The sequence below is a fragment of the Paenibacillus sp. FSL H8-0283 genome, from assembly GCF_045040675.1.
Taxonomy (GTDB): Bacteria; Bacillota; Bacilli; order Paenibacillales; family Paenibacillaceae; genus Paenibacillus; species Paenibacillus amylolyticus.
In genome coordinates this window covers 4,328,785-4,354,862 of sequence record NZ_CP150295.1, presented here as the reverse complement: position 1 = coordinate 4,354,862, position 26,078 = coordinate 4,328,785, and the positions used below count along the sequence as shown (strand labels likewise).

Sequence of the window (26,078 nt, the reverse complement as noted above, 5' to 3'; positions counted from 1 at the left end):
TTTAATCATTTTGATGGGAGTTTTACTGCTTTTTCATATGTGGCGTGAAGCCCATATTCATCTAATGATTGAAGAAGAGGTTGAAGTGCCTCATCTGCCAACATCCTTTGACGGGGCTAAGATTTTGTATGTATCCGACACGCACAAGCGCAAGCTGAAGCAGAAGAATCTGGCAAACGTTAAAAACAAAGTGGACTGGGTTCTCATCGGTGGGGATGTTGCGGAAAAAGGAATCTCATGGTCTTTAGTTAGACATAACATGAAAATTTTATCGAACATTGCTCCTTCATTTACGGTGTATGGCAACCATGACAAGAGGGCTGGTACCGCTCAACTTGCGCGAATCCTTCGGGAATCGGACGTTAGGCTCCTGCAGGATAATGTAGAATATCTGCAAAGGGGCAACGACAGATTGAGCCTGATCGGCATAGACTATCGTTCCAAACAGGGCGATGTATTACTACAGCAGATTAGTAACCGTTTTTGCAAAATTGCTATCGTTCATGATCCTTTGCAGGCCCTTCGCTTGGAAGAAAATGCAGATCTTATTTTAAGCGGTCATACACATGGCGGACAATTGGTTTTACCATTTTTCGGACCTGTGTTCCTGAGCAAAGCGTATCGTCCCGTATCGAACGGGTGGTACTCCCTGAAGCGAAGTCCGGAGGACATTCACCAAGAAGGCAAAATGCTTGTTAGCAGAGGATACGGTACAAATCATCTTCCTCTCCGACTAAGTTGTCCTGCGGAGATGCATATCATCACGTTAAGAGCGCCCGCGGAAAAAGCACTCACAGAGAAACAGCCTTGATCCATTGGATCAAGGCTGTTTTATTTTAATGCGCAAAATTACAATTTAACGAGCTTCCAATTCAATTGCACGCGGATCAACAAAGGAATAACCTTTCTTTTCGAGCTTGGTCAGCAACTCATCCAATGCTTCAACCGTCCATGGCAACTCATGCATCAAAATATTGCTTCCGGGATTTAACTGATCGAGTACATTTTGGATGACTTTTTCCGGGTTGTCTTTGGTGCTTTTATCCCAATCGAGAGAACCATTAGACCAAGTCATATATAACATGCCATTTTTCTTCACAGCAGCCTTCAGTGCATCATTTCCCGAACCAAAAGGTGGACGGAAGAATTGCGGTTCCTCACCAATGGTATCCTTCACTATTTTTTGGACATCTGTAACCTGTTTTGCCGCCTCAGCGTTGGACATTTTTTTGAGATCCTCATGATCCCAGGCATGATTGCCTACAATCTGACCCCGATCATGTATGAGTTTGAGCAATTCCGGATGGCTTTTCACCCGATATCCATTGACGAAAAATATCGCTTTAGCGTTATGTTTATCTAAAGTGTCGATCAGTGAAGTAATCATTTTTTCTTCTTTGGGTCCATCATCAAAAGTTAACAAGACCACTTTGCTTGGGCTCGCTTCATCGTTTGGTTTAATATAATAATTTTCATTCATATGATACGTCTTTTCCACTTTCTCTTCTGTAGAAACCTTCTCCGAAGATTCAGGTTCTTCTTCTGTCGCAGTTGAATCTTCCGTTGAAGACTCGGGCACACCAGTTCCGGGTTCTCCTGTTTCAGTTGGGTTAGAGTTACCTTGCTCTTCTTGAACCGTGGTAGTTGATTCGCCCGCTGGTGTGGAATTATCAGATGTTTTTTCTTCCGCTGTCCCACAAGCTGACAACAGCAAACTTGCAGCAATGATCAATGCGGCGGTATGTCTAAACATGATTTCAACTCGCTTTCCTGTAATTATACGGAATGAGATCGCTCACTACCGCAAACACTAAATATGATTTTAACACTTGAAGGAGGTTGGTGTAATGAAGGCTTCATCCTTTTTTTGGGGCATTGTCATTGGTGTTGCAGCCAGTTCATGGCTGTCCAAAGGCAAATTGCCCATGATGTCATCGGGTTCGTCAAGAAATATGATGGATCAGGCAAAACATAAGATGATGGAAATGACTTTCCCGGGTATGGACGGGTTCACAAGCAAGCAAAATCAACATGGTGAATCCCACAAAAATCCGGCAGCAAAGACCGCAAGAGCAATCACACCGCAGGAAAAAGAAGCGAATATGAGCATGCTCAAAGATTTTATTCGCACCAATCCCGATGTGAAGCATGAAGTTGAGCAAATTTTAAGCCAAACAAACACAACAGTACCGGGTTTATAAACCAAAACCTCCAATTAGAATCATCCACAGTCTTGATTTGCTGTGGAATGATTCTTTTTTTGTCGATTTTACTTCGTGCATTTAGAGGTATAAAATGATAACATAACTACATAGATTTATTTTCAGCACATATTGTTTTGTGCTTCATAATCTGTTATAAGACTTGCTTATAAAGGGGAGATCCTGTATGAAAATAGAACGACTAAGTCACGATAAGATACGGATTTTCCTGACCTTTGACGATCTGAGCGAGCGCGGAATACAAAAAGAAGATATGTGGCAGGAAATACCTAAGGTTCATGAACTGTTCACTGAAATGATGGATCAGGCTTATTCCGAACTTGGATTTGATGCCACAGGTCCACTCGCTGTCGAAGTATTCGCACTTCCCGCTCAAGGGATGGTTGTCATTGTCACACGTGGAAAATATGATCCGCAACAATATGGTTTAGGTCATGAAGATGATCTTCCTGAAGAAGTATATGAAATGGAAGTTACACTCGAGCAAAGCGATTCCATTGTTTATGCATTCAAGGACTTTGAAGTGCTCATTGAAGCTGCACATATGTTGCGTCAGCATGTTACGGATGCTGGGAGACTTTATTCCTATAAAGACAAGTGGTTCTTGCATTTGGAGCCAGATGAGGTAGATTCCACCAAACATGCGGCATTGATTGCCTTGCTTGCTGAATTTGGCGAAGGCTCCTCAGTTACTCCAGCAGTCATGGAAGAGTATGGTAAGGTTGTTATTCCTGCACAAGCGATTGATGTTATCTGCACCCACTTCAAACGCCAGGATTAATCTCTAGTTGTAATCGCGTCTTTAGTCAGAGGAGGGAATTTCGGTGCTTTTGTTTTCGGTCTTAGCGGCAGCAGTTGCTCCGGGTCTCGCCTTGTTAACATACTTTTACCTGAAAGACCGTTATGATTATGAGCCACTTCATATGGTATTGCGGGTTTTCCTCATGGGTATTCTGATGGTACTGCCTGTGATGATTATTCAGCGTGGCATGATGATGTGGCTCGGGGATAATCCTTATCTTGAGGCCATTATGATCTCAGGTGGTGTGGAGGAATTCGTTAAATGGTTCGTACTTTATCATATCATCTATAATCACACCGAATTTGATGAGCCGTATGACGGGATCTTATATGCAGTCGCTGTTTCACTTGGATTTGCCACTGTTGAGAATGTGTTGTATGCCTTTGCGGGGAATGCATCCGTCTCAGCCATGTTCCTTCGGGCACTGCTCCCTGTTTCAGGGCACGCTATGTTTGCGGTAATCATGGGTTATTATATGGGTAAAGCCAAGTTTATCGGTGGTAAGAAAAAGCGGTGGTATCTGGTTCTTTCTCTGGTGTTACCTTTTTTCTGGCATGCATTGTACGATGTCATCATGAACACCATGGTGAATCATTGGTTGTGGTTTATAGCGCCGCTAATGGCGGGCCTGTGGTATGGGGCAATGGGTAAAATCACACGAGCTAATAACCGTTCTCCTTTTCGTTTTGTGAAGCGGGAGGAAGAGGTTAAATTATAAAAATACGGACACACTGGTGGACATAAAGCGCATATTGCGCCTATGACTCCGGTGTGTTTTTATTTTTACAGATAAACTCCCGGGGAATGACCGACAGAAACGGAGATCGTTGTGATGAGAATTAAAATTAAAATCAGATGCAAACAATGCGGTGAACGATTTACATTACGAGGCAAGAAAGATCGGGGCCGGATTGAGACGGGATTCAAGCAGTGCCTATGTGATAACAGAGACCAGTTCGAAATTGAAGAAGAGGGCATGGCAACTGGGATTCAGCTGAATTAAAAGGAGGACCCAAACGCTACTTTAGTAGCCTGCTTGTGTAAGGACTGGAAATCGCATGCATAAGAGATCTTTCTTCGATCCACAATAGAGGTAGTGGTTTAGAAGAAAGGAGACTCTACCGATGTATAAACGATTAAGTTCAGTTATGTTTCCGATATTTGCGGTTCTGCTGGTCGGTGCGCTCGTGTGGGGCTATCAGGAGAATCAGGAGAAGAATGCAATTCTGATCAAGGCAGAGAATCAATATCAGCGTGCATTTCACGATTTATCTTTTCATATGGACAAATTGCATTCGGAGATTGGCAACACCTTGGCGGTTCACTCTACATCACAGGGGATGCATCGCAAAGGTTTGATGAATGTATGGCGACTCACCAGTGAAGCGCAGAATGAGATCAATCAACTGCCACTCACCATGTTGCCATTTAACGAGACAGAGGAGTTTCTCTCGCGTATTTCCAACTTTGCCTATCGGGCGTCGATGCGTGACTTGACGAACGAACCGCTAAGTGAGAAGGAAATGGGCAACCTGAAAAAGCTGTATCAGAATTCATCCGAGATTACCAAGAATCTGCAGGATGTGCAGCAGAAAGTCCTGACGGACCGATTGCGCTGGATGGATGCAGAGACTGCCATGGCAACACAAGAGCAAACCATGGACAACACGATCGTTGATGGTTTTCGTACTGTAAACAAAAAGGTACAGGAATACCCGGAGCTTGATTGGGGTCCTTCCGTATCCAACATCTATGCAAAACGATCAGTCAAGAAACTGGACGGCTTGCCGGTGACCAAAGAACAGATTCAGAGCAAGGCTGCAAAATTCTCTGATGCGGATCGTAGCAAAATCCAAGTGCAGGAGAACGGCAAAGGAACAGACTGGGAGTCCTACACTGCCACGATTGATCATGCCAACAATGGCAAACTGATGATGGATTTCACCCGTAATGGCGGAATGCTGATCTCTTACAGTGATACGCGTCCAATCGGAACCAAAAAAGTGTCTCGTCAGAATGCCATGGCTAAAGCAGATCAATTTCTAATGAACAAAGGCTATAAGGATATGAAGGCTGTAAACTACGATGAATATGGTAATCTGGGTAACCTTACTTATGTGCGTAAGCAAGGGGACACCTTGATTTATCCCGAGAAAATGTCAGTTCGTGTAGGTTTGGATACAGGCGAAGTAACCGGCTTCCAGGCGAGTGACTTTGTTTACGAACATAATGACATGCGCAAAATTCCGAAAGCAACTCTTACGGAGCAACAGGCGCGGAAAAAGCTTAATTCGGAGTTCGAAGAAAATTATGTTCGCAAATCCCTGATTGAGAATGATTACAGCAAAGAAGTATTGTGTTATGAATTCGGAGGGAAAATTAACGGTTCTCGTTACCGGATATACATTAATGCGAATACAGGAATAGAAGAAGCGGTTGAAGAGATCAAACCGGTCAATGCAACCTCATAAAAAGATGGATAATTTGAATTTGAAGTTGAGCGAATAACTGCGGCAGACCACGATGTGGTCTGTTTTTTTCTTGTTCAATGTGAGAAAGGTCATGGTATAATAGTCCTTGTACATACGAAGATAAATACATAAAGTGGCGGTGAACAGCTTGTTTCCGAAAATAAATGAAATTTTATACATCCACATTGCTTCTGCAGATGAAAAAGAGGAACACAAAGAGTACAAATCACGCATTGCAGATATGGATGACAGCAGTTTTCTGATTGAGGTCCCGATGCAACAAGGAAGCAGCCGTCTGAAAAGGCTCTTTTTCGGAGATGAATTGTCCATTTCATATATTACGGAGGATGGGGTCCGGCATTATTTTAATACCTATGTCACGGGATTTGAGGAAGATGTGGTCCGTCTTGTCCGTATCCGCAAACCGCTTCCGAGCGATATATCCAAAATACAACGGCGCAGCTTTCTTCGTGTTCATGCAAACCTCGAATTGGCCATCCAGAGTGAAGATCTGACCCGTGCTGTCGGATTGACTGAAGATATTGGCGGTGGTGGATTGTCCATCTACGGCGAAACAGGTTTCTCAATAGCTGAAGGTCAAAAATTGAAATGCTGGTTGCTGGTTCCCTACCGGAATTCAACCATTGAACATGTGAATTTTGAAGCTGAAGTTGTGCGGATCAAAACCCTGGAAACCGGCAGACAGCTATGCATGTTGAAATTTGTGCAGATTTCAGATTCGGAGCGCCAGAAAATTATCAAGTTTTGTTTTGAGCGGCAACTTGACTATCGCACGAAATAGGAATGTTGTGGCATAAAGAGAGGGAACTGCGGGTACCGTAATGAAAAAAACGGAGGTATTGCCTTGAATCGTCGTCATGCAACCCGCAGATATGAACGACTTTATTATGTTTTCTCCAGGCGAATGGAACGAAAGGTTACGATTCTGATTACAGTCCTTCTAATCTTGCTTGTGGTATATCAATTGCTGCTGTTGGTACCAGGCTTCAAAAAGAATTTGACCACCATTGACCGCCTGGAAGGAACGCCAATTGAAGTGCAAACGATGAATGATTACAAACGTCGTTGATTTGTCTGTTTTTGCATCCATGTGTAGAGTGTGGTATAATTTTCACGATGCAGGCAATGCCTGTTTTTTTATTGAGGTTTATCGTTTGAGGAGGAATGCCCCGTTGGCAAGCCAGAACACATCAGAGAACGGGAAAATGAACGTTGCAATTGACGGACCTGCCGGTGCCGGGAAAAGCACGGTGGCTCGATTGGTTGCAGAGGCGCTCGCGTATGTATACGTCGACACAGGCGCAATGTACCGTGCGGTAACCTTGCATATGCTTCGGAAAGGTATTACACCGGAAGATGTGACACAGGTACTTCAGGAAGCCCAAAAGCTGGTCATTGATTTACAACCGGATCCCGACGGACAGAAAGTGTTCTGTAATGGGGAAGAAGTAACCTCGGAAATCCGCTCCCGTGAAGTGACGGGAATCGTGTCCCGATATGCGCAAATCGAGGGGCTGCGTACGCAATTAGTGGATACTCAGCGGCAAATGGCTTTGCGCAAGGGCGTCGTCATGGATGGACGCGATATCGGAACGACAGTACTGCCCGATGCGGAAGTGAAAATCTTCATGACTGCCAGTGTGGAAGAGCGTGCGCTTCGCCGCTTCAAAGAACTGGACCCCTCTGAAGGACTGGCGTTGCAACAGCTGGAGCGAGACATTGCCACCCGTGACAGATTGGATGAGAATCGGGAAATTTCCCCATTGCGTTGTGCTGAGGATGCTATTGTCCTTGATACAACGGAGATGAACATTCATGAAGTGGTTGACAAAATCGTATCTTATTGCACAATGGTCAGAGGAGAGATCGGTCTATGATTTACACATTTTGCAGCACATTACTGCGGATCATTTATACCATTCTTTTCCGCTTGGAGGCCGTTGGACGGGAGAATATTCCGAAAGAAGGCGGCGTACTTTTATGTTCCAATCATATTAGTAACTTCGATCCTCCAACCGTTGGTATCAAACTTCGCCGTCAGGTGCGTTTCATGGCCAAAAGCGAATTGTTTGAAATTCCGGTATTCGGCCGAATTATTAAAGCCGTGGGCGCTTTCCCCGTTAAACGTGGAGGTGTCAGCAAGGAATCCATCAAAACCTCACTCAATATTTTGCGTGATGGTCAAGTGCTTGGAATCTTCCCCTCGGGAAGCCGTCACAATGATGGAGGTATCGGCAAAAAAGGGGCAGCGAGTTTTGCTCTCCGCAGTGGCGCTACAGTTATTCCTACTGCTATTATCGGTAACTACAAAGTTTTTCGTAAGATGAAAGTTGTATATGGAGCACCAGTAAGTTTGGACGAGTTCAAGGAAGACCCATCTGGAGAAGCTCTGGAGAAGGCGACTGAAAAGATTATGTCCAAGATTAACGAGATGGTGCAAACGGGCGTGCCAAGCAAGTAATGGCTTCGTCGGTAGCTGAGTGCATGTTTCCATATTTTTGAGGGAGACTAAAGTTTGAGCACTCAGTGATGAAAGTGTTTTGAACTCTGCTACAGGCAGGTTTGAATATAATGGGGTTTTTGAATTGAGGAGGGTATTTGACATGTCGGAAGAAATGAAAAATCAAGAAGCAACCCAAGATGAGTTGGATCAATTCGTTTCCTTGAAAAAAGGAGATACCGTAAAAGGAACCATCGTCAAATTGGAAGATAACCAAGCCTATGTGAGCATTGGATATAAATATGACGGTGTCATTCCAATTCGTGAACTGTCTTCATTACATGTTGACAGCGCGTCTGACGCAGTAGAAGTTGGACAAGAAGTTGAAGCTAAAGTTCTTAGCATCGACGACGAGAAAGAAAAACTCGTTTTGTCCAAACGTGCAATCGACAGCGAAAACGCATGGGATCAATTGCAAAAGCATTTTGAAGACCAAGACGTATTCGAAGTTGTTGTAGGTGATGTTGTTAAAGGCGGTCTGGTAGCAGACGTGGGCGTACGTGGATTTATCCCGGCTTCCATGGTTGAACGCCATTTCGTTGAAGACTTCAGCGACTACAAAGGACGCACACTGCGTGTTAAAGTGAAAGAGATCGACCGTGAGAACAACAAAGTGATCCTTTCCCAAAAAGACGTACTGGAGCAAGAATTCGAAGCAAACAAAGCTACAGTAATGGCTGGTTTGCAAGAAGGTCAAGTGATCGAAGGTACAGTACAACGTTTGACTCAATTCGGTGCATTTGTTGATGTGGGCGGAGTTGACGGTTTGGTTCACGTATCCGAGCTGGCTTGGACACACGTTGAAAAACCATCCGACGTACTGTCTGAAGGTGATAAAGTTAGTGTGAAAGTGCTGAAAGTTGACCCTGAAAAAGGCAAAATCAGCCTGAGCATGAAAGCTGTTCAACCAGGTCCTTGGGAAACAGCAAGCGAAAAATTCAATTCCAGCGATATCGTAACAGGTGTTGTAAAACGTCTGGTAGACTTCGGTGCATTTGTTGAAATCGCTCCTGGTGTTGAGGGACTTGTGCATATCTCGCAAATCTCCCACAAACACATCGGCACTCCTCATGAAGTGCTGAAAGAAGGACAAGAAGTTCAAGTTAAAATCTTGGACATGAACCCTTCTGAGCAACGTGTAAGCTTGAGCATCAAAGAAACAGAAGAAGCTCCAGCTCAACCACAAAAATCAGAAAGACCTTCAAGAAACAACGCTCCGCGTGAAGAAATCAACAATCCAAACGTTTCCTTGAACAATCAAGGTATGAGCACTACGCTTGGCGAACTGTTTGGAGACAAACTCAGCAAATTCAAATAAGTTAACAATGCATGGTTCTAAGTTATATACTGCATATTTTGCTGAATAACAAAAGCAAGATCGGCGAGCCCAAGGCGGGTTCGCCGATTGTTTTTATTGCGAGTAATTTGGCATGAAACGTTAGCCAAGATATATCTTTTTTGCTATGATGAGTATCGTAAGTATGGACAGGAGGAGTGGAATGTATGGCAAGACCCGTTGTGGCAATTGTCGGACGACCGAACGTGGGTAAATCCACCATTTTCAATCGGATCATCGGCGACAGACTGGCCATTGTGGAAGACAAGCCGGGCATTACCCGTGACCGTATATATGGAATCGGTGAATGGAACGGTAAACCATTTAGTATCATTGATACAGGTGGTATCGAAATTGATGGTGAAGATGTAATCTTAAAATCGATTCGGATGCAAGCAGAGCTCGCTATTGAAGAAGCGGATGTTATTGTATTCATGTGTGATGCAAAAGCAGGTATTACGCAATCGGATGAAGAGGTAGCAGAGATGCTCTACCGCTCAGGCAAGCCTATTGTTGTAGCCGTTAACAAAGTGGATAATATCGGACGAAGTGAGCTCATTTATGAGTTTTATGGATTTGGTTTCGGTGATCCCATCGGCGTATCCGGAAGTCACGGTACAGGTGTAGGTGACTTGCTTGATGCAATTGTGGAGAAGTTGCCAGAACTTGAGGAAGAGACTTACGATGAAGATGTCATTCGTGTAGCTCTGATCGGACGTCCTAATGTGGGTAAATCTTCACTGGTGAACGCTATTCTGGGTGAAGAGCGTGTCATTGTAAGTGACGTGGCTGGAACGACCCGGGATGCGATTGATACACCTTTTGAAAAAGACGGCCAACGTTACGTGCTGATTGATACAGCAGGTATGCGTAAGCGTGGTAAAGTATATGAAACAACTGAGAAATACAGTGTAATGCGTGCGATGCGTGCGATTGAGCGTGCAGATGTTGTTCTGATTGTCATTAATGGTGAAGAAGGCATTATTGAACAGGACAAGCATATTGCAGGATATGCATTCGAAGCTGGTAAAGCGTCATTGTTTGTTGTGAACAAATGGGACGTGGTAGAGAAGCATGACAAAACGATGAAAGAGTTTGAGAGAAAAATTCGGGATCACTTCCTGTTTATGACTTATGCTCCAGTCGTATTCTTGTCAGCCCTCACAAAACAACGCTTACAAAAATTGTTACCGGTTGTGAAAAGGGTAGCAGATCAACACTCGTTACGTGTACAAACACATCTACTTAACGATGTGGTGTCTGATGCGGTTGCAATTAACCCTCCGCCAACGGATAAAGGACGGAGAATGAGAATTAACTATGTGACTCAGGTTGCCGTTAAGCCACCGACCATGGTTGTTTTTGTGAACGATCCGGAATTGATGCACTTCTCATATGAGCGCTATCTGGAGAATAAAATCCGTGCAGCGTTTGACTTCGAAGGAACACCAATTCGCATATTTACTCGGAAGAAGTCCGACGAAAGTTAGGGGAGAAGTGTGTGATTTTACAAATCGCAGCGATTGTACTGAGTTATCTGCTCGGTTCGATCAGCTTTAGTGTCCTCCTTGCCAAAGCGATACGGGGGATCGATATTCGTCAGCACGGAAGTGGAAACGCGGGAGCTACCAATACATTGCGTATTTTGGGTAAAGGACCGGCAATTGCTGTTCTGTTACTTGATGTACTTAAGGGTGTTGCAGCTGTATGGATTGGAATCTGGCTGAGCGACGGTTCTGCCTGGATTCCTGCACTCAGTGGTATAGCAGCCATTGCAGGACATAACTGGCCGCTTTACTTCCATTTTCGTGGAGGAAAAGGCGTTGCCACAGCCATTGGTGTTCTGGTGAGTCTTGCTTTCCTGCCTGCGTTATGTGCTGGGGTGATCGCCATTCTGTCTATTGTATTGACACGCTATGTTTCATTGGGGTCTCTGATTTTTGTAGCATTTACACCCATCTTTATCATGGTATTACCCGGATATTCAATGAATATCTTCTGGGGGAGTCTGATTATTTGTCTGTTTGCGTTCTGGAGACATCGTACCAATATTGCGAAGCTCGCCAAAGGACAGGAAAATAAATTGGGATCGAAAAACCCTGGAGGGGGTAAACGAGTTGTCTAAAAAAGTTGCTGTTCTAGTCGCTGGGAGCTGGGGAACAGCTCTGGCCAGTGTACTCGCCGCCAATCAGTTGGATGTGATGATGTGGACACGTGGTGAAGACCAGGCTAACGAAATCAATAACAAGCACACTAATACTCGCTATCTTCCGGATGCGGAGCTTTCACCACGGATTCAAGCAACAACTGATATGGAAGCTGCGGTGAAAGGCGCTATAGCTGTGTTAATTGTTGCGCCTTCATCAGCCATGCGTGCAGTTACGAACCAGCTTAAGGCTTATTACAAGCCTGAGATGTTAGTCATTCATGCAACCAAAGGTTTTGAGACAGAAAGCCTCAAACGGATGTCCACAGTCATTTCAGAAGAGCTTGAATGTGAAGAAGGACGTGTGGTTGTTCTTTCTGGCCCAAGCCATGCGGAAGAAGTGGTGAAGCGTTGTCCAACGACAGTGGTTGTAGCTTCACTGGATAAGGCATCTGCCGAGTCTGCCCAAGCTTTGTTTATGAATGCTTATTTCCGGGTTTACACGAATCGGGATATGATCGGTGTTGAGCTGGCGGGTGCATTCAAAAATATCATTGCTCTTGGTGCAGGTATGTCGGATGGTCTTCAATTTGGTGATAATGCCAAAGCCGCTTTGCTAACACGTGGTTTGGCAGAGATCACACGTATTGGTGTTGAGATGGGAGCAAATCCGCTAACGTTTTCAGGACTTGCTGGAATCGGGGATCTGGTTGTAACGGCTACAAGTCAGCATAGTCGGAACTGGAGAGCAGGTTCCATGTTGGGCCAGGGACAGAAGCTGGATGATGTTCTGAAGTCCATGGGCATGGTGGTAGAAGGCATTCGAACTACGCAAGCTGCCTATTTCATCTCCCAAAAATACGGAGTGCAAATGCCAATTGCGGATCAGTTATATCACGTTTTATTCCAGGAGAGACAGCCGCGTGATGCGGTTGAAGCCTTGATGGGACGTGACCCGAAGACTGAAATGGAAGTCATGAAACTTGAAACCTGGGAGCAATGGCATTCCTGATTGTAATCAGCCTAAACGTACCTTGTGAAATAAGAAGCTTATTCACCTTTTCTGTAGCAGACTCATACTATACACATGAGTATTGCCGGAGGAGGGGAGACGAATGGGTAACAACATTTCCAAAGATGCACTGAATGCAATCAACAAGAAAACGGGTAAAACGATAACGGAAGGTGCCGTTAAGAAATTGGCAAGCACGGTGAAACCAACGACGATTCAGAATGAAGTTCAGTTGCGCCAATTGATCAAACAAGTATCCGCCATGGCGAAAGTTCCGGTATCTGAGGATACGGTTAAGGATATTGTGAGTGCGGTCAAGAAAAGCGGATTGAATCCGAGCAGTATGGAATCGTTAATGAAAATGATGATGAAAAAATAATAGATCACACCTGCTTGTGCAGGTGATCCAGTAAGACAAAAAGACGAGTCGGCTTCTGCCGGCTTGCTTTTTTGTCTTTTTTTTGGAAAGTTGAGCTGAATTTCGTGTTATAATGGTTGCAATTGTCACAGTGTCAGTGATGAATATCGAACTGAAGGGGAGACTGCTGGATTATGAGCGCAATGGACAAGATGTGGCTGTCATTGGTGGCCATCCTCATTATGGGACTATCTGTATTCCTGATTACGTTTGCTCGTGCCAAAACAAAAGGTATTGTACGGGGGATTCTTTCTCTGATTGCATTTTTGATTATGCTGATTGGCTTTTTCGGTGGAATCGCTTCTCTGACCTGATTTCCCATGCCTGAAAGATAACATCCGCATAAGCACATCATAAGAACTGACACAATGAACACGGATGAGGGGAGTGTGAGCCTATGAGGCCGCATGATACGGAGGGGCGGACAGAGCGTTATCCGGAATTACACGCGGCTTTGCTGGAAACGGCCAAAGCCTGGAACACACAGTCGCAGACATGGTTACTTGGAGGAAGTTGTGGGTTGCTGCTTCAAGGGGTGGAGTTGCAACAGGCTCCGAGAGATATTGATATCTATGCGGATGTTGCTGCTGCTAAGGAGCTTCACCGTAGCGCTCCGGGGGAAATGCTTGACGAGCCTACAGTGGACAAGACAGGACCGTATGCTTCTCTGCTGAGCCACTATCAGGTGGGTGAATGTGCGCTGGAACTGGTGGGTGGTTTCGAAATATGGGCTCGCAAAAGTTGGTACCGTATCGAGATTGAACATGTACTTGCTCCGCATGCACCAGTAGCACAAGTGGGTTCATATACCCTGCGACTGATGCCGCTTGCGCATGAGCTGTTGTTTAATCTGCTGCGAGGTCGTGAAGATCGTTATGTCCCCATTGCGACACAGATGCGCGAGCAGCCAGATGCACATCAACCTATAATGATGCTTTTAAGTCAACAGAATGTATGGACAAACCGCTTCAGAGCCGAAGTGGAAAAGCTTGTTGGCTTTACATGGCCCCAGTAGGTTGAGGGAGGAAAATGATGGACTATAAAGTTACTTTTTTACCTATGAACAAATCGATAGCACTCAAACCAGGGGCAACACTTCTGCATGCAGCACGACGTGCTGGAGTCAAGATTACGACCCGATGTGATGGCAAAGCGGCTTGCCTGATGTGCAAAGTGAACGTGGATGAAGAACATCGGACGGAACTGTATCCACCAACAGATGCAGAAAAGCGCAAGCTGGGTTCACTGTTGGAAGCAGGTACACGACTGTCCTGTCAGGCCAAGGTGTGTGGATCTCTATCGGTTCATGTTCCAGAGGACCCGCTGAAGGCAGCCATTCGGAAACAACTGGAACGTCAACAACAGGAAGACGACTGGTTCTGAGTGTTATAACATTGATTCTCTAATGAGTTATTCAAGGAGGACACGAATGATTAGGAACAAGCCAAAATGTGTGGAAGGAAGCGGATGGCAGCGTCTGAAACATCAGACGGGCGGTCTGCTGTTATTCCTGTTGTTTGCTTTTACAGCAAGTGGTTGTATGTATCCATCCCAGAGCAATTCAGACCCTAAGATAGCCTATCGGGAAAGCGTGAGCCGCATCCAGAGTGCGGTCGAGGCATTTCAGCAAGATGAGGGGATTTTGCCAATCATTAATGCAGATATGGAAACGCCAAAATATGAAAAGTTCAGAGTGGATCTGCCCAAGTTGAAACAACTGGGGTATCTGGATGAAATACCGGGGACTGCTTTTGAAAGCGGTGGGAGCGCTTACTTCCTTATTCAGGACGAAGAAGTGAATCCGACCATTAAAGTGATGGATCTTCTGACCGTACAGAAAGTAAATGATGTACAGCGAATGGTTAATCAATATAAGTCCGTACATAACAATAATCTGCCAAAGGGGGAAGAACTGTATCCGGGGTTATATGCTGTGGATATGGAGCAGGCTGCTCAGGCAGGTACTCCTTCCATAACGTTGAATAGTGTATATTCAGGTCAGGCGTTACCTTTTATGATGGATGACGAAGGCAAGGTCTATGTAGATTATGCTTTTGATATTATGCAGGCAGTGGAAAAGTCTGACGTGTCTCCAGCAGAGACTGAAGATGTTCGGTATTTGCTGGTGGAACACTCCTACTTCGTACCTGTAAAATCGGTTTCCTACGCTTGGAAAAATAATGCGCCGGTTGCCCAGCCCATAAAATAAGCATGGTTGCAATTCAAATGATTTAGCTGTATGACCACCATGGCTCTAATGATTCAAAAAGAGATATTCCAAATAAGGGATATCTCTTTTTTCTTTTGTCAGTATGAGCAATAACCGTCATAAAAGCTTCGCGGATCACATAAAGTAGATTGAAATAAAGACGCGCAGTCCGAGATCGGGGGATTCTCCTAATGTCATCACCTTAAGATAAAAAAACAAAAATACGCGTCATATTGCCGCATACGGATACATAAGATGATACTAGTCCAATTGCATGTACGAGTTAACGCCGCTCTCGCCGGTTTCATCAGAATGCAACGTTCGGCGGCGGACGACTTCCGGGCACTCACAAAGGCGGCTCTACCGTTGCAGGGATTTCAGTCTTCTGATTGAAAAAACGAAGCGGATGCTCTTTAGCATTTTTCCTTCGGAGTAATTTAGGGAGGGGATTTCATTGGAGAAAGTGGACATTTTTAAGGACATAGCTGAGCGGACCGGAGGGGATATTTATCTCGGGGTTGTCGGCGCAGTCCGGACGGGAAAATCAACATTTATTAAACGATTCATGGAAACCATTGTGTTGCCAAACATCACTAACGAGGCTGACCGTGGTCGAGCGGTGGATGAACTTCCACAGAGTGCAGCAGGTAAAACCATCATGACTACCGAACCAAAATTCGTACCAAATAACGCAGTCCAGATTAAGGTGGCAGAAGGACTCGATGTCAATGTGCGCCTTGTGGATTGTGTAGGTTACGCGGTGGAAGGAGCCAAGGGATACGAGGATGAGAATGGACCACGCATGATCTCCACGCCTTGGTTCGAGGAACCAATTCCGTTCCAGGAAGCCGCCGAGATTGGTACTCGCAAAGTCATTCAGGAGCATTCCACACTGGGTGTTGTGGTAACAACAGACGGCACAATCGCCGAAATTGCCCGCAGTTCCTATGTGGAATCCGAAGAACGGGTCATTGCGGAATTAAAAGAAGTGGGTAAACCGTTTGTCCTGGTCATCAACTCTACTCGTCCTCGCAGTGAAGAAGCCCTGCAATTGCGCAGTGAGCTTGCTGCCAAATACGACATTCCGGTGATGACACTCAGTGCAGCGACCATGACGGAAGATGATGTGACGGGTGTACTTCGTGAAGTGCTCTATGAGTTCCCTGTGCATGAAGTGAATGTAAACTTGCCGAGCTGGGTTATGGTACTCAATGAGACTCACTGGCTGCGTAGCAACTACGAAAATTCCGTACGGGATACCGTTAAGGACATTCGCAGACTTCGTGACGTGGATCGGGTTGTCGCTCAGTTCATGGAATATGAATTCATTGATCGCGCAGGCCTGAGTGGCATGAATATGGGGCAGGGTGTAGCCGAAATTGACCTGTACGCGCCGGATGAACTGTATGATCAGATTCTCGTGGAAGTGGTTGGCATCGAGATTCGCGGTAAGGATCATCTGCTGCAATTGATGCAGGAATTCTCGCATGCGAAGAGAGAATACGACCGCTTCGCAGAAGCGCTGGAGATGGTCAAAACGACCGGATATGGCATTGCTGCTCCATCTCTCGCCGAGATGGCTCTGGATGAACCTGAGCTCATTCGTCAGGGCACCAAATTTGGCGTACGTCTGAAAGCAACGGCACCGTCCATTCACATGATCCGGGTTGATGTGGAATCAGAGTTCGCTCCAATCATCGGTACGGAGAAACAAAGTGAGGAACTGGTGAGATACCTGATGCAGGACTTCGAGAACGACCCGATCAAGGTATGGGATTCAGACATGTTTGGTCGTTCACTGCACTCCATTGTGCGAGAAGGTATCCAGGGCAAGATTGCCATGATGCCGGATAATGCAAGATACAAATTGCAAGAGACGCTGGGAAGAATCATTAACGAAGGTTCAGGTGGCTTGATCGCTATCATTCTGTAAGACATCAAAAGACCGTAAGGGGGCATCCCCTCGCGGTCTTTTTTACGTGATTTCTTTATTTTGGATGAAATGGATAGGAAGAATAGTACTTTCGAAAAAACTTAGCGAGTTTTAGCTTTAAATTGCTAAAACCCATTTACATACTAGGGATTAGCCGTTATATTAATATTCAACTATTGTGATCGAGATCACAGAGAGTGGACAGGGGGATACAGAGATGAAAAGAAAAGAGACTAAATGGGTATGGTTGAGTGTGTTATTAGTATTTACATTGGCGCTGTCCGCTTGCGGAATCAAAAAAGAACCGGCAGCCACTCCGGCTTCGGGTGCATCAGATGATACACCAAAAACGGAAGCAGTTACAGGCCCTCTAAGCGGCAAACGGATTGCACTTATTATGGAGTTTAATACAGGTACTTTCTCGCAGCAATATGTACAAGGTGTAAAAGAAGAAATCGAAAAATTCGGTGGAGAACTGACAACGTTTGTTGCCGATAATGACAAAGCAAAGATGGTATCCTTGCTTGATAGCGCTATTAACCAGAAGTTCGATGCCATTCTCACGGATCACGGTGATTCCCTATTAGAGCCAGGCGTGAAGAAGGCAGTAGAACAGAATATTCCAGTGGTCGTGTTTGACGCAGCTATCAGTGTTCCAGGAGCTACAGTCCTGTCGCAGGATGACCAGAAGATGGCTGAACTGACGCTGGAGCAAATGAAAAAAGATATCAATGGACAAGGCAATATTGTCAAAGTATGGGTAGCTGGTTTCGCACCGATGGAACGCCGTCAGATTGCATACGGTGAATTCATGAAAGCAAATCCGGACATCAAGGAAATAGCTACATTCGGTTCTGCACAGAATCCGGCGCTGGATACACAAGCCAAAATGGAAGCTATTCTCAAGCAGTATCCAAAAGGTGAGATTACTGCTGTATGGACTGCTTGGGATGAGTTTGCCAAAGGTGCAGCACGTGCGATTCAACAAGCTGGACGTGATGAGATCAAAGTGTATGGTATCGATATGAGTGACGAGGATCTGCAAATGATTCAGGACCCGAAAAATCCTTGGGTTGCTTCTGCGGCTGTGGATCCAACAGATATTGGTCGCGTCCAGGTACGTTATGCTTATCAGAAATTGAACGGGGACGAGACGGAAGATGCAGTTGTTCTTAACCCGGTCTATGTTCAACGCGAAGCTCTGCCGGATAAACAAATCTCCACTTCGGAGCTGTCTGAGTTCGTTGAAGGTTGGGGTGGCAGCACACAAGGAATCAAGGACTGGATGAGTGAATACGGAATTACTGCTAAATAAGCAGCGTAAGGGAAGCGTGCCGCAAGGCGCGCTTTTTCCACCATAATGAAGATGTGCGAGTCTGGATGAGAAATGGGATACTCCCGTATGGGAACGATTGGAGGTTAACATCATGAGCACTGCACCGATACTGCTTCAAATGGAACATATCCACAAGCAGTTTTCAGGTATTCCTGCACTGAAGGATGTGGATTTCTCTGTAAAAGGTGGGGAGATTCATGCGCTGCTGGGTGCCAATGGTGCCGGTAAAAGCACGTTAATGAAAATTCTGTCCGGTGCCTATCCATTGGATCAGGGTACGATTCAGTTGAGTGGACAAGCGCTACATTTAAGTTCTCCTGGAGACGCAAAGGCAAGTGGGATTCACTGTGTCTATCAGGAAGTGGATGCGGCACTGGTGCCACAGCTGACGGCTGCGGAGAACATTATGTTGGATCAGTTGGCTTCATCTGCTGGAGGTTGGTGGAAAAGTCCACGGAAGCTGCAACAGCGCGCGGTTGAGGCATTGAAGCAATTAGGGGCGGACATATCCGTTCACCAAAAAGTGGCCGATCTGACACTTGCAGAAAAACAGATGATTTTGCTGGCACGGATTTTGATTCAGGATGCCAAGGTCATCATTTTTGACGAGCCTACTGCACCGCTGAGTCAGGAAGAAACGGATGCATTTTTCCGTATTGTACATCTGCTGAAGGAGCGGGGCGTAGCCTGCATTTTCATTACCCATCGTCTTGCGGAAGTGACGGGTCACTGTGATCGCGTTACGGTTATGAGAGATGGACAACATGTATTTACTGGTGAAGCAAAGGGACTGACGATCAATGATTTGGTTACTCAGATGTTAGGCAAACCATTTGAAGAAGAATTTCCAAAGACGGAAGCGCCCGTGGGGGAACTGCTTTTGGAGGCGCGTGGGCTTCGTCGTGGAGTGAAGGTTAAAGGTGTTAACCTCTCTGTAAGCCGAGGTGAAGTCCTCGCTGTGGTGGGTCTGGTAGGCGCGGGTAAAACGGAAAGCTCTCGTTTGCTGATTGGTGCAGATCGGCTGGAGGGAGGCGAGATCCGGCTTAACAACCGTAATCTCCGCCTATCTCAGCCTGCGGATGCGGCGGCTCTGGGGATTGTTTCTGTACCGGAGGAGCGGCGTAAACAAGGAATCCTGATTCAGGAGAACGTGGAACGGAATTTAAGTCTACCTTTGCTAAGTCGTCTTAGTACATTAGGTTTCGTAAGCCGTAAGCGGGAACGTCTAAACGCAGAGTCATTGGTGAAACAGCTTGGAATTAAAACATCGTCCGTGAAACAGGAAGTGAAATATCTAAGCGGTGGTAACCAGCAAAAGGTAGCCATTGGTAAATGGCTTAATGCGGATGCGGATGTATTTATATTTGATGAGCCAACCAAAGGCGTAGATATTGGGGCAAAAAGTGACATTTTCCGCATCATTAATGAACTGGCTTTGGCGGGCAAGGGTGTAATCTATTTCACCTGTGAACTGGATGAAGGCATGGGAATTGGTGACCGAATCGCTGTCATGTGCGAAGGTGTTATCGTAAAAGAGTTCAAACGAGGCGAGACTAACCAAGAACAGCTGCTATACTATGCAAGCGGTGGACAAGAGGTGCAATCATGAAGGATAAATCACTGGATTTTGCGTTCCGTTACGGGGCGATTATAGTCATAATAGGTGTTATCGCATTTTTCGGCATTAAATTGCCTTATTTCTTTACGTACAGTAACTTGACCGATATTTTGGGCTCGATCTCTATCGTTACTTTTGTAGCGATCGGTGTTACGTTATCTCTCATTGTTGATGGATTCGATCTCTCGGTTGGGGCGACTGTCTCATTAACTACCGTCGTTACTGCTTCGTTAATGATTTGGTATCAACAACCACTGGCAATTGTAATTATTGTGCCACTAATCATTGGCGCTGTTATTGGTTTACTTAACGCTTTGCTCATTGTAAAATTGCGTATTCCGGATTTGCTCGCCACCCTTGCCACGATGTACATTATCGGAGGTATTCACAAAACGTATGCACAGGGATATACCATTTACAATCACATGCAGTTCCCTGATGGGAGCAAAGCTGCGGGAGAGATGGACCCGACATTCCTGCTAATAGGGCAGGGTAAATGGCTTGGTATGCCGATATCGGTTATCATGCTACTTATTGCGGTAATAGGTGTGCATATCTTTTTGACGTATACGAAATATGGGCGCCAGATGTACATTACAGGTGGTAATGAGGAAGCTGCACGGTTGTCTGGAATCAAGGTGAAAAAGGTGCGTACACTCGCCTATGTAGCCGCTGGAGTGTTTGCAGCAATCGGGGGTATCATCTATGCCTCCAAAGTAGGATCCGGGCAAATTGATGCGGGATCACCGTTGTTAATGGAATCCGTAGCTGCAGTATTTGTCGGTTTCTCTGTGTTTGGTGCGGGTAAACCAAATGTCATCGGAACCTTCATTGGTTCGGTTCTGATTGGTGTACTTGTGAACGGTTTAACAATGATGAACGTACAGTATTTCACACATGATATTGTAAAAGGTGGGGTTCTCGTGCTTGCCCTGGCGGTTACATTTTACGTCTTAAACCGCAACCGGACTTGAAATTGTGGGCTGTCTGTATTAGTATGAAATTTGTTCGGCGTCTGAAATGCCCGTGGTTTCAGACGACATTCTGCCGAAAATGACTGTTGACCGCAGGCGGAGATTTGTGTTCAGCGCTCAAGATGTACGTAGATTTTTTGCGTATGAACGTATATTTCGCTATAAAACGGAAACACAGTATAACATTCAGGACATTGATACAGGAGGTGAAAAACAAATGAACAAATCAGACTTGATTACACACGTATCTGAAGCGACTGAATTGTCCAAGAAAGATGTAACGAAAGCGGTTGATGCCGTATTCGAAGCAATCTCTGAGGCTCTTCAAAGCGGAGATAAAGTACAATTGGTTGGTTTTGGGAACTTCGAAGTTCGCGAGCGCTCTGCACGTAAAGGACGCAACCCGCAAACAGGTGAAGAAATCGAAATTCCTGCGAGCAAAATTCCTGCATTCAAACCAGGTAAAGCGCTCAAAGACGGAATTAAATAAGATTTCTACATATTCCATATGTCGACAAAAAGACCGTGACTTGTTCACGGCCTTTTCTTTTGCCCTTTAACGATGATTCTTGCGGTTCATTCGTATAAGGCGCAGGTTGACAAATGAAACAATCTTAATCATCATTAACGCTATCGAACTAAAGAAGGGGACATGCGTGATGGATCATCCAACCGGCAATGATTATATTGTAATTAAGGCAGAGGAAAATGGTGTCCAGGTGATCGGATTAACCCGAGGTCAGGATACACGTTTTCACCACACCGAGAAATTGGACAAGGGTGAAGTGATGTTTGCCCAATTTACCACCCATACTTCAGCTATTAAAATCCGGGGCAAAGCCACGCTGATTACCAAGCATGGACAGATTGAATCGGAGTAATGGACAGATTGAATACATTCAAATGAAGATTGCAGGCATAGCCTGCTTTTTTTCATTGTACAATGAGGTATGAGCCTTTACCGGACAGACTACACTAACAGGTAAAGGCAGGGAGGCGTATATGAAACCGCGGATGATTGTTACTGCTTCAATGCTGGCAACGGTTGCGGCGGTCTTTCTGCTTGTTGCGATACAAACCTTACATATGCGTACATGGGGCGGGGACAACGTACAGCCTGCCTCTGCATCACATCATCCAGTTCAGCTAACGAATGACAATCTGGTTGATGTGCTAAGCTCCATGCAACTATCAACGCCCATTGCAAGAGTGGAATGGAAGCAGTCCATTTTGAGACTGGACCTCAAAGTTAAAGGAACGGGTACAAGTTACACTGAAATCTATGAGAACATGGCAGCTGTCGCGGATCTTGGCTTTCGGAGTCTGGATAACGTGGATCAGGTGCTGCTGCGTGTGATGGCAGAAGATGAATGGATGCATAAACGACATCTGTTACTTGCTGCTGATATTCGGCGTGGAGAGTGGCCTCTGTATGCGATTGAAACATTACGGAACTGGAAAAGTGCGGCCTTTTCAGATGAATTGAAGGACTGGTTTCATTTGATGGAGACCGAACTCTGGAAGAAGCAATTCGAAATGACAAGTCAGGGGTAATAGAATAGCAGGATTCAGTGCGTGCCCGTTCAACATATGCTATAATATATAAGATTGTAGTGCAGAAAAGGTTTAACAATGTTAAGGCTCGGAGGCTGAGAATGAATTCATATCGCGTACCCCAACTAGCAAAGAAATATACGGATTACGACATGATTCGACAACATACGGAAATCCCATCATTTCCGGATAGCCGAGCACGTCTGTTGCAGGTATTTGTGGGCCGCACAGACGAAAAGGTGCATCAAGAGTTATATGCTCTTGCAACTTCGCTCGTTCAGTTGGCCATGGATACGCATGATCGAATCGATACCATTTCCGGTGAGCGGAAAGAGCAGGAGATGCGTTCACGTCAGTTGAATGTACTCGCCGGGGATTATTTAAGTAGCCGTTTTTATCAATTGCTTGCCCAAGCGGGCAGAATTGAAATGATTGGCAAACTCAGTGGTGCTGTATCCGGAGTGAACGCACGCAAGATGACGCTGTATGAACGGATGAAGAAGCTTCTCGTTTCGGCTGACGAATACTTGCGTGAAACGGTACAGCTGAGAATGCAGCTGTTTCTTTCATTTACAGGCATGATTCAACATAAGGAAGAGTCATTATGGAACAGCCTGTTGACCGAATTCAGCTCCTGCGAAACGATCGTGGAAGAACTGAAGCGGATGAATGACGCAAAACGATATCTTCACAGCTATGCATATTGGCACATATACGAGCATGGTAATGACGATGAGCGCAATGTGTTGCGTCAATCTGAACCGGATGCACGTGCATGGAACACTATGGTGCTGAAGCATAGGGTTGGCGAGGTTTTGCTGGACAAGCTTCGCGAGTGTACACACCGCATTCAACTGTTGTTGCAAGATGAGGAAGGGCGGATGGGCTTGCATGAGATACATGCAATTCTAGAGCCTTACTTGGCATATTTGCAGCCTTCACATGCGGCAGTAAGGGAAGATTGAGGGGGAGACAGACGAATGGGGAGCGGAGAGACCAAACCGAAAGAAGAATATGTCCATTCGGTTTTTCAGAGTATAGCCGGAAAATATGATGTCATGAATGATATTTTAAGTTTCCGCAGGCATAAGGCTTGGCGTAAATTCACCATGAAAAAGATGAATATGTCCAAAGGCGATACCGGTCTTGATTTGTGCTGCGGCACATGTGACTGGACGCTTGCTATGGCAGAGGCAAGTGAAACGGGGCACATGCACGGACTTGATTTCAGTAGCAACATGCTGGAGGTCGGCCAGACAAAGATCAATGCGGTGCAACGTCAAAAACAGATTACCCTGACACAGGGAAATGCCATGTCACTTCCTTTTGAAGACAATTCGTTTGATTATGTGACGATCGGGTTTGGGTTGCGTAATGTACCTGATCTCAGACAAGTGTTGTCTGAAATGAAACGTGTGGTCAAACCGGGCGGTATGGTTGTATGCCTGGAATTGTCCAAGCCAACATGGCAGCCGTTCAAAGGCATTTATTATTTTTATTTTGAGAAGGTTTTACCGAATCTTGCCAAAGTGTTTGCTAAAAGTTTTGAGCAGTACAAATGGCTACCGGACTCACTGGCCATTTTCCCGGGAAGGCAGGAACTGGCAGACATTTTTGCAGAAACTGGATTACAACAAGTGCAGGCCTACCCTCTGACCGGAGGTATCGCGGCACTGCATATTGGAACCAAGGAGAATCAGCATGTTTAGGAAAATTCGCATCTTTTTAGAAATGATCAAGATTGAACACACGCTTTTTGCTTTACCTTTTGCATTTATGGGGGCGATCCTCGGCTCCATGGTAGTGAATGATACCTTCCCAAGCTGGATGCAGATCATGTGGGTATTGCTTGCGATGGTCGGCGCACGTAGTGCGGCTTTTGGTTTGAACCGAATTATCGACCAAGCGATTGATAGCAAAAACCCGCGTACCGCGATGAGAGCCATCCCGGCAGGACTGTTGAAAAATGGGGAAGTTGTTATATTTGTCATTATCTCATTTATATTGTTATTCTGGGCCTCATCCAATCTTAATGTATTATCGATGCAGCTGTTACCTATTGCTGTGTTTATGTTGGTACTGTATTCGTACACCAAACGATTCACATGGTTATGCCACATTGTTCTCGGAATGACGATTGGTTTGGCACCACTTGGTGGCTGGGTAGCTGTAACAGGAACGATGGATTGGACAGCGATTGTGCTGTACGTTACGATTGTGTTCTGGACAGCGGGCTTTGATATTATCTATGCATGTCAGGATCTGGAATTCGATCAGGGAGAGGGTCTTCACTCCATACCTTCCCGTTTTGGCCTGGTTAAATCCTTGCAGATCGCTAAGTTCTTCCATGTGATTACTGCAATTGGTTTTCTTGCGTTATTGTTGATGACAGATCTGAGCTGGTGGTATGGCGCAGGCATGTTGGTGACGTATGGAATTCTATTCTATCAACACTATATTGTATCGCCTAATGATATGAGCCGTGTTCAAACGGCGTTTTTTACCATGAACAGTTTGCTTAGTTTAATTGTATTTACGTTCACTCTGATTGATCTGGCGGTGAAATAAATGGTGCAGCAGCCGGACAATAAACGACTGGTTGTCGGAATTACCGGAGCGAGTGGCAGCATATATGGCATTCGATTAATTGAAACGCTGCTTGATTTGGAATATAACGTTCATCTGGTCATATCCAATGCAGGGTGGCGTGTACTGAAAGAAGAATTGGACTGGGATGTGACGAATCGGGACGCGGTGCTGGAAGAAAAATTCGGCAACCGTGCCGGTTCTCTGATCTATCATCCTGTGAGTGATATAGGGGCCTCCATTGCTAGTGGTTCTTATCTGGCCGACGGCATGATTATCATGCCATGTTCGATGGGAACTCTTTCGTCCATCGCGCAGGGATCGTCGGATAATCTGATGTCTCGCGCAGCCGATGTTATGATGAAAGAGGGAAGAACATTGATCCTCGTACCGCGTGAGACGCCTCTTCATGCAATCCATCTGGAGAACATGCTGAAGCTTTCTCGTCTTGGTGTACGAATGATACCGGCTATGCCTGCTTTTTATTACAAACCTCAGACTATGGATGAGTTGATTCTGTTTTTGGTGGGGAAAGTGCTGGATAGCTTGCGCATCCCACATCAACTGTTTACAAGATGGGGAGAACCGGATGAACGGGGATAACGACTGAGTTCGATACAAGGCTGTTTTTTGCCAAAGTGTTGCTCGGTTTATTTGTCCCCCGAATCCCGGGGTATTGGTGAGCACTGATGGTGAGTCTTCATGAACCACAGTCTTGACCCATGCTCCGGCAACTTCTGTATTTTGTTTCAGAACAAGTCGCAGAGTTTAATTTTCGGGTGTCGGCTATGACATTCGGAGAAGAAAAACACGTTAGATTACCTTATAGAACAACACAAGCAAGAACGGTAAGCCGGGTTTTTCGTAATGCCTGCAGGCCCGACTTGCTGGAGGGGAAGGTAAGCATGAATTTATGGACTGACAATACGCTGATACGGGT

Annotated in this window: 31 protein-coding genes; 30 read left to right on the top strand and 1 reads right to left on the bottom strand. The window is 45.5% G+C overall.

All coding sequences use genetic code 11. The features are described from left to right. The first annotated feature begins 13 nt into the window (after positions 1-13). Complete coding sequence (locus MHI52_RS19405; protein ID WP_405157481.1) at positions 14-811, top strand: metallophosphoesterase; 798 nt, start codon at positions 14-16, stop codon at positions 809-811. A gap of 45 nt (positions 812-856) precedes the next feature. Here MHI52_RS19405 and MHI52_RS19400 read toward each other — a convergent pair whose 3' ends face one another. Next, complete coding sequence (locus MHI52_RS19400; RefSeq protein WP_076249993.1) at positions 857-1,753, bottom strand: polysaccharide deacetylase family protein; 897 nt, start codon at positions 1,751-1,753, stop codon at positions 857-859. A 94-nt stretch (positions 1,754-1,847) separates the two neighbouring features. On the opposite strand from MHI52_RS19400, the gene MHI52_RS19395 reads away from it, so the two are divergent. The 29 genes from MHI52_RS19395 to MHI52_RS19255 all read left to right on the top strand — a co-directional run bounded on the left by MHI52_RS19395 (position 1,848) and on the right by MHI52_RS19255 (position 25,741). Next, the gene (locus tag MHI52_RS19395) at positions 1,848-2,201 is read left to right on the top strand and encodes a hypothetical protein (protein WP_036607724.1); all 354 of its coding nucleotides are present in this window, start codon (positions 1,848-1,850) and stop codon (positions 2,199-2,201) included. Between the two features lie 187 nt (positions 2,202-2,388). After that, entirely contained in the window at positions 2,389-3,003 is a 615-nt protein-coding gene (locus tag MHI52_RS19390) for a genetic competence negative regulator (protein WP_017687675.1), read from the top strand. Positions 3,004-3,046: 43 nt separating this feature from the next. Beyond that, positions 3,047-3,742, top strand: a complete 696-nt coding sequence (gene prsW, locus MHI52_RS19385) for a glutamic-type intramembrane protease PrsW (protein WP_017687676.1) — start codon at positions 3,047-3,049, stop codon at positions 3,740-3,742. Positions 3,743-3,856: 114 nt separating this feature from the next. Continuing rightward, on the top strand, positions 3,857-4,027 hold the full coding sequence (locus MHI52_RS19380; protein ID WP_164783335.1) for a hypothetical protein: 171 nt from the start codon (positions 3,857-3,859) through the stop codon (positions 4,025-4,027). A gap of 121 nt (positions 4,028-4,148) precedes the next feature. Beyond that, complete coding sequence (gene ypeB, locus MHI52_RS19375; RefSeq protein ID WP_036607717.1) at positions 4,149-5,495, top strand: germination protein YpeB; 1,347 nt, start codon at positions 4,149-4,151, stop codon at positions 5,493-5,495. A 148-nt stretch (positions 5,496-5,643) separates the two neighbouring features. Further along, positions 5,644-6,297, top strand: coding sequence for a flagellar brake protein (locus MHI52_RS19370; protein WP_036672025.1), 654 nt, complete (start codon positions 5,644-5,646; stop codon positions 6,295-6,297). Positions 6,298-6,360: 63 nt separating this feature from the next. Beyond that, positions 6,361-6,585 (top strand): hypothetical protein, encoded by a 225-nt coding sequence (locus tag MHI52_RS19365; protein ID WP_076317426.1) that lies wholly within the window; start codon positions 6,361-6,363, stop codon positions 6,583-6,585. Between the two features lie 103 nt (positions 6,586-6,688). Then, entirely contained in the window at positions 6,689-7,393 is a 705-nt protein-coding gene (gene cmk, locus MHI52_RS19360) for a (d)CMP kinase (RefSeq protein WP_405157480.1), read from the top strand. Further along, positions 7,390-7,977, top strand: coding sequence for a 1-acyl-sn-glycerol-3-phosphate acyltransferase (locus MHI52_RS19355; RefSeq protein WP_282320911.1), 588 nt, complete (start codon positions 7,390-7,392; stop codon positions 7,975-7,977). The genes cmk and MHI52_RS19355 overlap by 4 nt, the downstream gene beginning before the upstream one ends. 142 nt (positions 7,978-8,119) lie before the next feature. Next, positions 8,120-9,334: a 30S ribosomal protein S1 gene (gene rpsA / locus MHI52_RS19350; protein WP_036607712.1), complete on the top strand. Its 1,215-nt coding sequence runs from the start codon at positions 8,120-8,122 to the stop codon at positions 9,332-9,334. A gap of 185 nt (positions 9,335-9,519) precedes the next feature. After that, the gene (gene der, locus MHI52_RS19345) at positions 9,520-10,842 is read left to right on the top strand and encodes a ribosome biogenesis GTPase Der (protein WP_017687684.1); all 1,323 of its coding nucleotides are present in this window, start codon (positions 9,520-9,522) and stop codon (positions 10,840-10,842) included. A gap of 11 nt (positions 10,843-10,853) precedes the next feature. Beyond that, on the top strand, positions 10,854-11,477 hold the full coding sequence (gene plsY / locus MHI52_RS19340; RefSeq protein ID WP_074095653.1) for a glycerol-3-phosphate 1-O-acyltransferase PlsY: 624 nt from the start codon (positions 10,854-10,856) through the stop codon (positions 11,475-11,477). Next, entirely contained in the window at positions 11,470-12,510 is a 1,041-nt protein-coding gene (locus MHI52_RS19335) for an NAD(P)H-dependent glycerol-3-phosphate dehydrogenase (protein WP_405157479.1), read from the top strand. Before plsY ends, MHI52_RS19335 begins: the two co-directional genes overlap by 8 nt. 103 nt (positions 12,511-12,613) lie before the next feature. Next, positions 12,614-12,889 (top strand): stage VI sporulation protein F, encoded by a 276-nt coding sequence (locus tag MHI52_RS19330; protein ID WP_076317428.1) that lies wholly within the window; start codon positions 12,614-12,616, stop codon positions 12,887-12,889. 173 nt (positions 12,890-13,062) lie between these two features. Beyond that, positions 13,063-13,242 carry a DUF2768 family protein gene (locus MHI52_RS19325; protein WP_017687688.1) on the top strand — a complete coding sequence of 60 codons (180 nt, stop codon included), beginning with the start codon at positions 13,063-13,065 and terminating at the stop codon, positions 13,240-13,242. Positions 13,243-13,325: 83 nt separating this feature from the next. Then, the gene (locus tag MHI52_RS19320) at positions 13,326-13,943 is read left to right on the top strand and encodes a hypothetical protein (protein WP_405157478.1); all 618 of its coding nucleotides are present in this window, start codon (positions 13,326-13,328) and stop codon (positions 13,941-13,943) included. Positions 13,944-13,960: 17 nt separating this feature from the next. Further along, positions 13,961-14,311: a 2Fe-2S iron-sulfur cluster-binding protein gene (locus tag MHI52_RS19315; RefSeq protein WP_036607701.1), complete on the top strand. Its 351-nt coding sequence runs from the start codon at positions 13,961-13,963 to the stop codon at positions 14,309-14,311. Positions 14,312-14,357: 46 nt separating this feature from the next. Continuing rightward, complete coding sequence (locus MHI52_RS19310) at positions 14,358-15,137, top strand: hypothetical protein (RefSeq protein WP_405157477.1); 780 nt, start codon at positions 14,358-14,360, stop codon at positions 15,135-15,137. A gap of 454 nt (positions 15,138-15,591) precedes the next feature. Next, positions 15,592-17,070, top strand: a complete 1,479-nt coding sequence (gene spoIVA, locus MHI52_RS19305; RefSeq protein WP_036607700.1) for a stage IV sporulation protein A — start codon at positions 15,592-15,594, stop codon at positions 17,068-17,070. A gap of 217 nt (positions 17,071-17,287) precedes the next feature. Next, positions 17,288-18,385, top strand: coding sequence for a sugar ABC transporter substrate-binding protein (locus MHI52_RS19300; RefSeq protein ID WP_036672016.1), 1,098 nt, complete (start codon positions 17,288-17,290; stop codon positions 18,383-18,385). A gap of 112 nt (positions 18,386-18,497) precedes the next feature. Next, a complete protein-coding gene (locus MHI52_RS19295; protein WP_076250000.1) occupies positions 18,498-20,015 on the top strand; it encodes a sugar ABC transporter ATP-binding protein in 1,518 nt (505 codons plus the stop codon). Next, positions 20,012-20,998 carry an ABC transporter permease gene (locus MHI52_RS19290; RefSeq protein ID WP_017687695.1) on the top strand — a complete coding sequence of 329 codons (987 nt, stop codon included), beginning with the start codon at positions 20,012-20,014 and terminating at the stop codon, positions 20,996-20,998. Before MHI52_RS19295 ends, MHI52_RS19290 begins: the two co-directional genes overlap by 4 nt. Before the next feature lie 217 nt (positions 20,999-21,215). Continuing rightward, the gene (locus MHI52_RS19285; RefSeq protein ID WP_024630670.1) at positions 21,216-21,488 is read left to right on the top strand and encodes an HU family DNA-binding protein; all 273 of its coding nucleotides are present in this window, start codon (positions 21,216-21,218) and stop codon (positions 21,486-21,488) included. A 169-nt stretch (positions 21,489-21,657) separates the two neighbouring features. Further along, on the top strand, positions 21,658-21,879 hold the full coding sequence (mtrB, locus tag MHI52_RS19280; protein ID WP_017687697.1) for a trp RNA-binding attenuation protein MtrB: 222 nt from the start codon (positions 21,658-21,660) through the stop codon (positions 21,877-21,879). A 121-nt stretch (positions 21,880-22,000) separates the two neighbouring features. Next, positions 22,001-22,552 (top strand): hypothetical protein, encoded by a 552-nt coding sequence (locus MHI52_RS19275; protein ID WP_017687698.1) that lies wholly within the window; start codon positions 22,001-22,003, stop codon positions 22,550-22,552. Positions 22,553-22,653: 101 nt separating this feature from the next. Continuing rightward, positions 22,654-23,517 carry a heptaprenyl diphosphate synthase component 1 gene (locus tag MHI52_RS19270; RefSeq protein WP_282320914.1) on the top strand — a complete coding sequence of 288 codons (864 nt, stop codon included), beginning with the start codon at positions 22,654-22,656 and terminating at the stop codon, positions 23,515-23,517. Between the two features lie 15 nt (positions 23,518-23,532). Continuing rightward, complete coding sequence (locus MHI52_RS19265; RefSeq protein WP_036607690.1) at positions 23,533-24,261, top strand: demethylmenaquinone methyltransferase; 729 nt, start codon at positions 23,533-23,535, stop codon at positions 24,259-24,261. Next, positions 24,254-25,120, top strand: a complete 867-nt coding sequence (locus tag MHI52_RS19260) for a UbiA-like polyprenyltransferase (protein ID WP_047843561.1) — start codon at positions 24,254-24,256, stop codon at positions 25,118-25,120. Before MHI52_RS19265 ends, MHI52_RS19260 begins: the two co-directional genes overlap by 8 nt. Next, positions 25,121-25,741: a UbiX family flavin prenyltransferase gene (locus MHI52_RS19255; protein ID WP_017687702.1), complete on the top strand. Its 621-nt coding sequence runs from the start codon at positions 25,121-25,123 to the stop codon at positions 25,739-25,741. The last annotated feature ends 337 nt before the right edge of the window (positions 25,742-26,078 follow it).

What these genes read in the sequence shown, in the direction of transcription:
- MHI52_RS19395 (WP_036607724.1), top strand. Translation starts at nt 1,848, where the DNA reads ATGAAGGCTTCATCCTTTTTTTGGGGCATTGTCATTGGTGTTGCAGCC.
- MHI52_RS19285 (WP_024630670.1), top strand. Translation starts at nt 21,216, where the DNA reads ATGAACAAATCAGACTTGATTACACACGTATCTGAAGCGACTGAATTG.
- MHI52_RS19320 (WP_405157478.1), top strand. Translation starts at nt 13,326, where the DNA reads ATGAGGCCGCATGATACGGAGGGGCGGACAGAGCGTTATCCGGAATTA.
- rpsA (WP_036607712.1), top strand. Translation starts at nt 8,120, where the DNA reads ATGTCGGAAGAAATGAAAAATCAAGAAGCAACCCAAGATGAGTTGGAT.
- MHI52_RS19275 (WP_017687698.1), top strand. Translation starts at nt 22,001, where the DNA reads ATGAAACCGCGGATGATTGTTACTGCTTCAATGCTGGCAACGGTTGCG.
- MHI52_RS19330 (WP_076317428.1), top strand. Translation starts at nt 12,614, where the DNA reads ATGGGTAACAACATTTCCAAAGATGCACTGAATGCAATCAACAAGAAA.
- MHI52_RS19390 (WP_017687675.1), top strand. Translation starts at nt 2,389, where the DNA reads ATGAAAATAGAACGACTAAGTCACGATAAGATACGGATTTTCCTGACC.
- MHI52_RS19260 (WP_047843561.1), top strand. Translation starts at nt 24,254, where the DNA reads ATGTTTAGGAAAATTCGCATCTTTTTAGAAATGATCAAGATTGAACAC.
- MHI52_RS19300 (WP_036672016.1), top strand. Translation starts at nt 17,288, where the DNA reads ATGAAAAGAAAAGAGACTAAATGGGTATGGTTGAGTGTGTTATTAGTA.
- der (WP_017687684.1), top strand. Translation starts at nt 9,520, where the DNA reads ATGGCAAGACCCGTTGTGGCAATTGTCGGACGACCGAACGTGGGTAAA.
- MHI52_RS19270 (WP_282320914.1), top strand. Translation starts at nt 22,654, where the DNA reads ATGAATTCATATCGCGTACCCCAACTAGCAAAGAAATATACGGATTAC.
- ypeB (WP_036607717.1), top strand. Translation starts at nt 4,149, where the DNA reads ATGTATAAACGATTAAGTTCAGTTATGTTTCCGATATTTGCGGTTCTG.
- MHI52_RS19255 (WP_017687702.1), top strand. Translation starts at nt 25,121, where the DNA reads ATGGTGCAGCAGCCGGACAATAAACGACTGGTTGTCGGAATTACCGGA.
- MHI52_RS19265 (WP_036607690.1), top strand. Translation starts at nt 23,533, where the DNA reads ATGGGGAGCGGAGAGACCAAACCGAAAGAAGAATATGTCCATTCGGTT.
- MHI52_RS19325 (WP_017687688.1), top strand. Translation starts at nt 13,063, where the DNA reads ATGAGCGCAATGGACAAGATGTGGCTGTCATTGGTGGCCATCCTCATT.
- MHI52_RS19400 (WP_076249993.1), bottom strand. Translation starts at nt 1,753, where the DNA reads ATGTTTAGACATACCGCCGCATTGATCATTGCTGCAAGTTTGCTGTTG.
- mtrB (WP_017687697.1), top strand. Translation starts at nt 21,658, where the DNA reads ATGGATCATCCAACCGGCAATGATTATATTGTAATTAAGGCAGAGGAA.
- MHI52_RS19380 (WP_164783335.1), top strand. Translation starts at nt 3,857, where the DNA reads ATGAGAATTAAAATTAAAATCAGATGCAAACAATGCGGTGAACGATTT.
- MHI52_RS19310 (WP_405157477.1), top strand. Translation starts at nt 14,358, where the DNA reads ATGATTAGGAACAAGCCAAAATGTGTGGAAGGAAGCGGATGGCAGCGT.
- MHI52_RS19315 (WP_036607701.1), top strand. Translation starts at nt 13,961, where the DNA reads ATGGACTATAAAGTTACTTTTTTACCTATGAACAAATCGATAGCACTC.
- MHI52_RS19290 (WP_017687695.1), top strand. Translation starts at nt 20,012, where the DNA reads ATGAAGGATAAATCACTGGATTTTGCGTTCCGTTACGGGGCGATTATA.
- MHI52_RS19405 (WP_405157481.1), top strand. Translation starts at nt 14, where the DNA reads ATGGGAGTTTTACTGCTTTTTCATATGTGGCGTGAAGCCCATATTCAT.
- MHI52_RS19295 (WP_076250000.1), top strand. Translation starts at nt 18,498, where the DNA reads ATGAGCACTGCACCGATACTGCTTCAAATGGAACATATCCACAAGCAG.
- MHI52_RS19355 (WP_282320911.1), top strand. Translation starts at nt 7,390, where the DNA reads ATGATTTACACATTTTGCAGCACATTACTGCGGATCATTTATACCATT.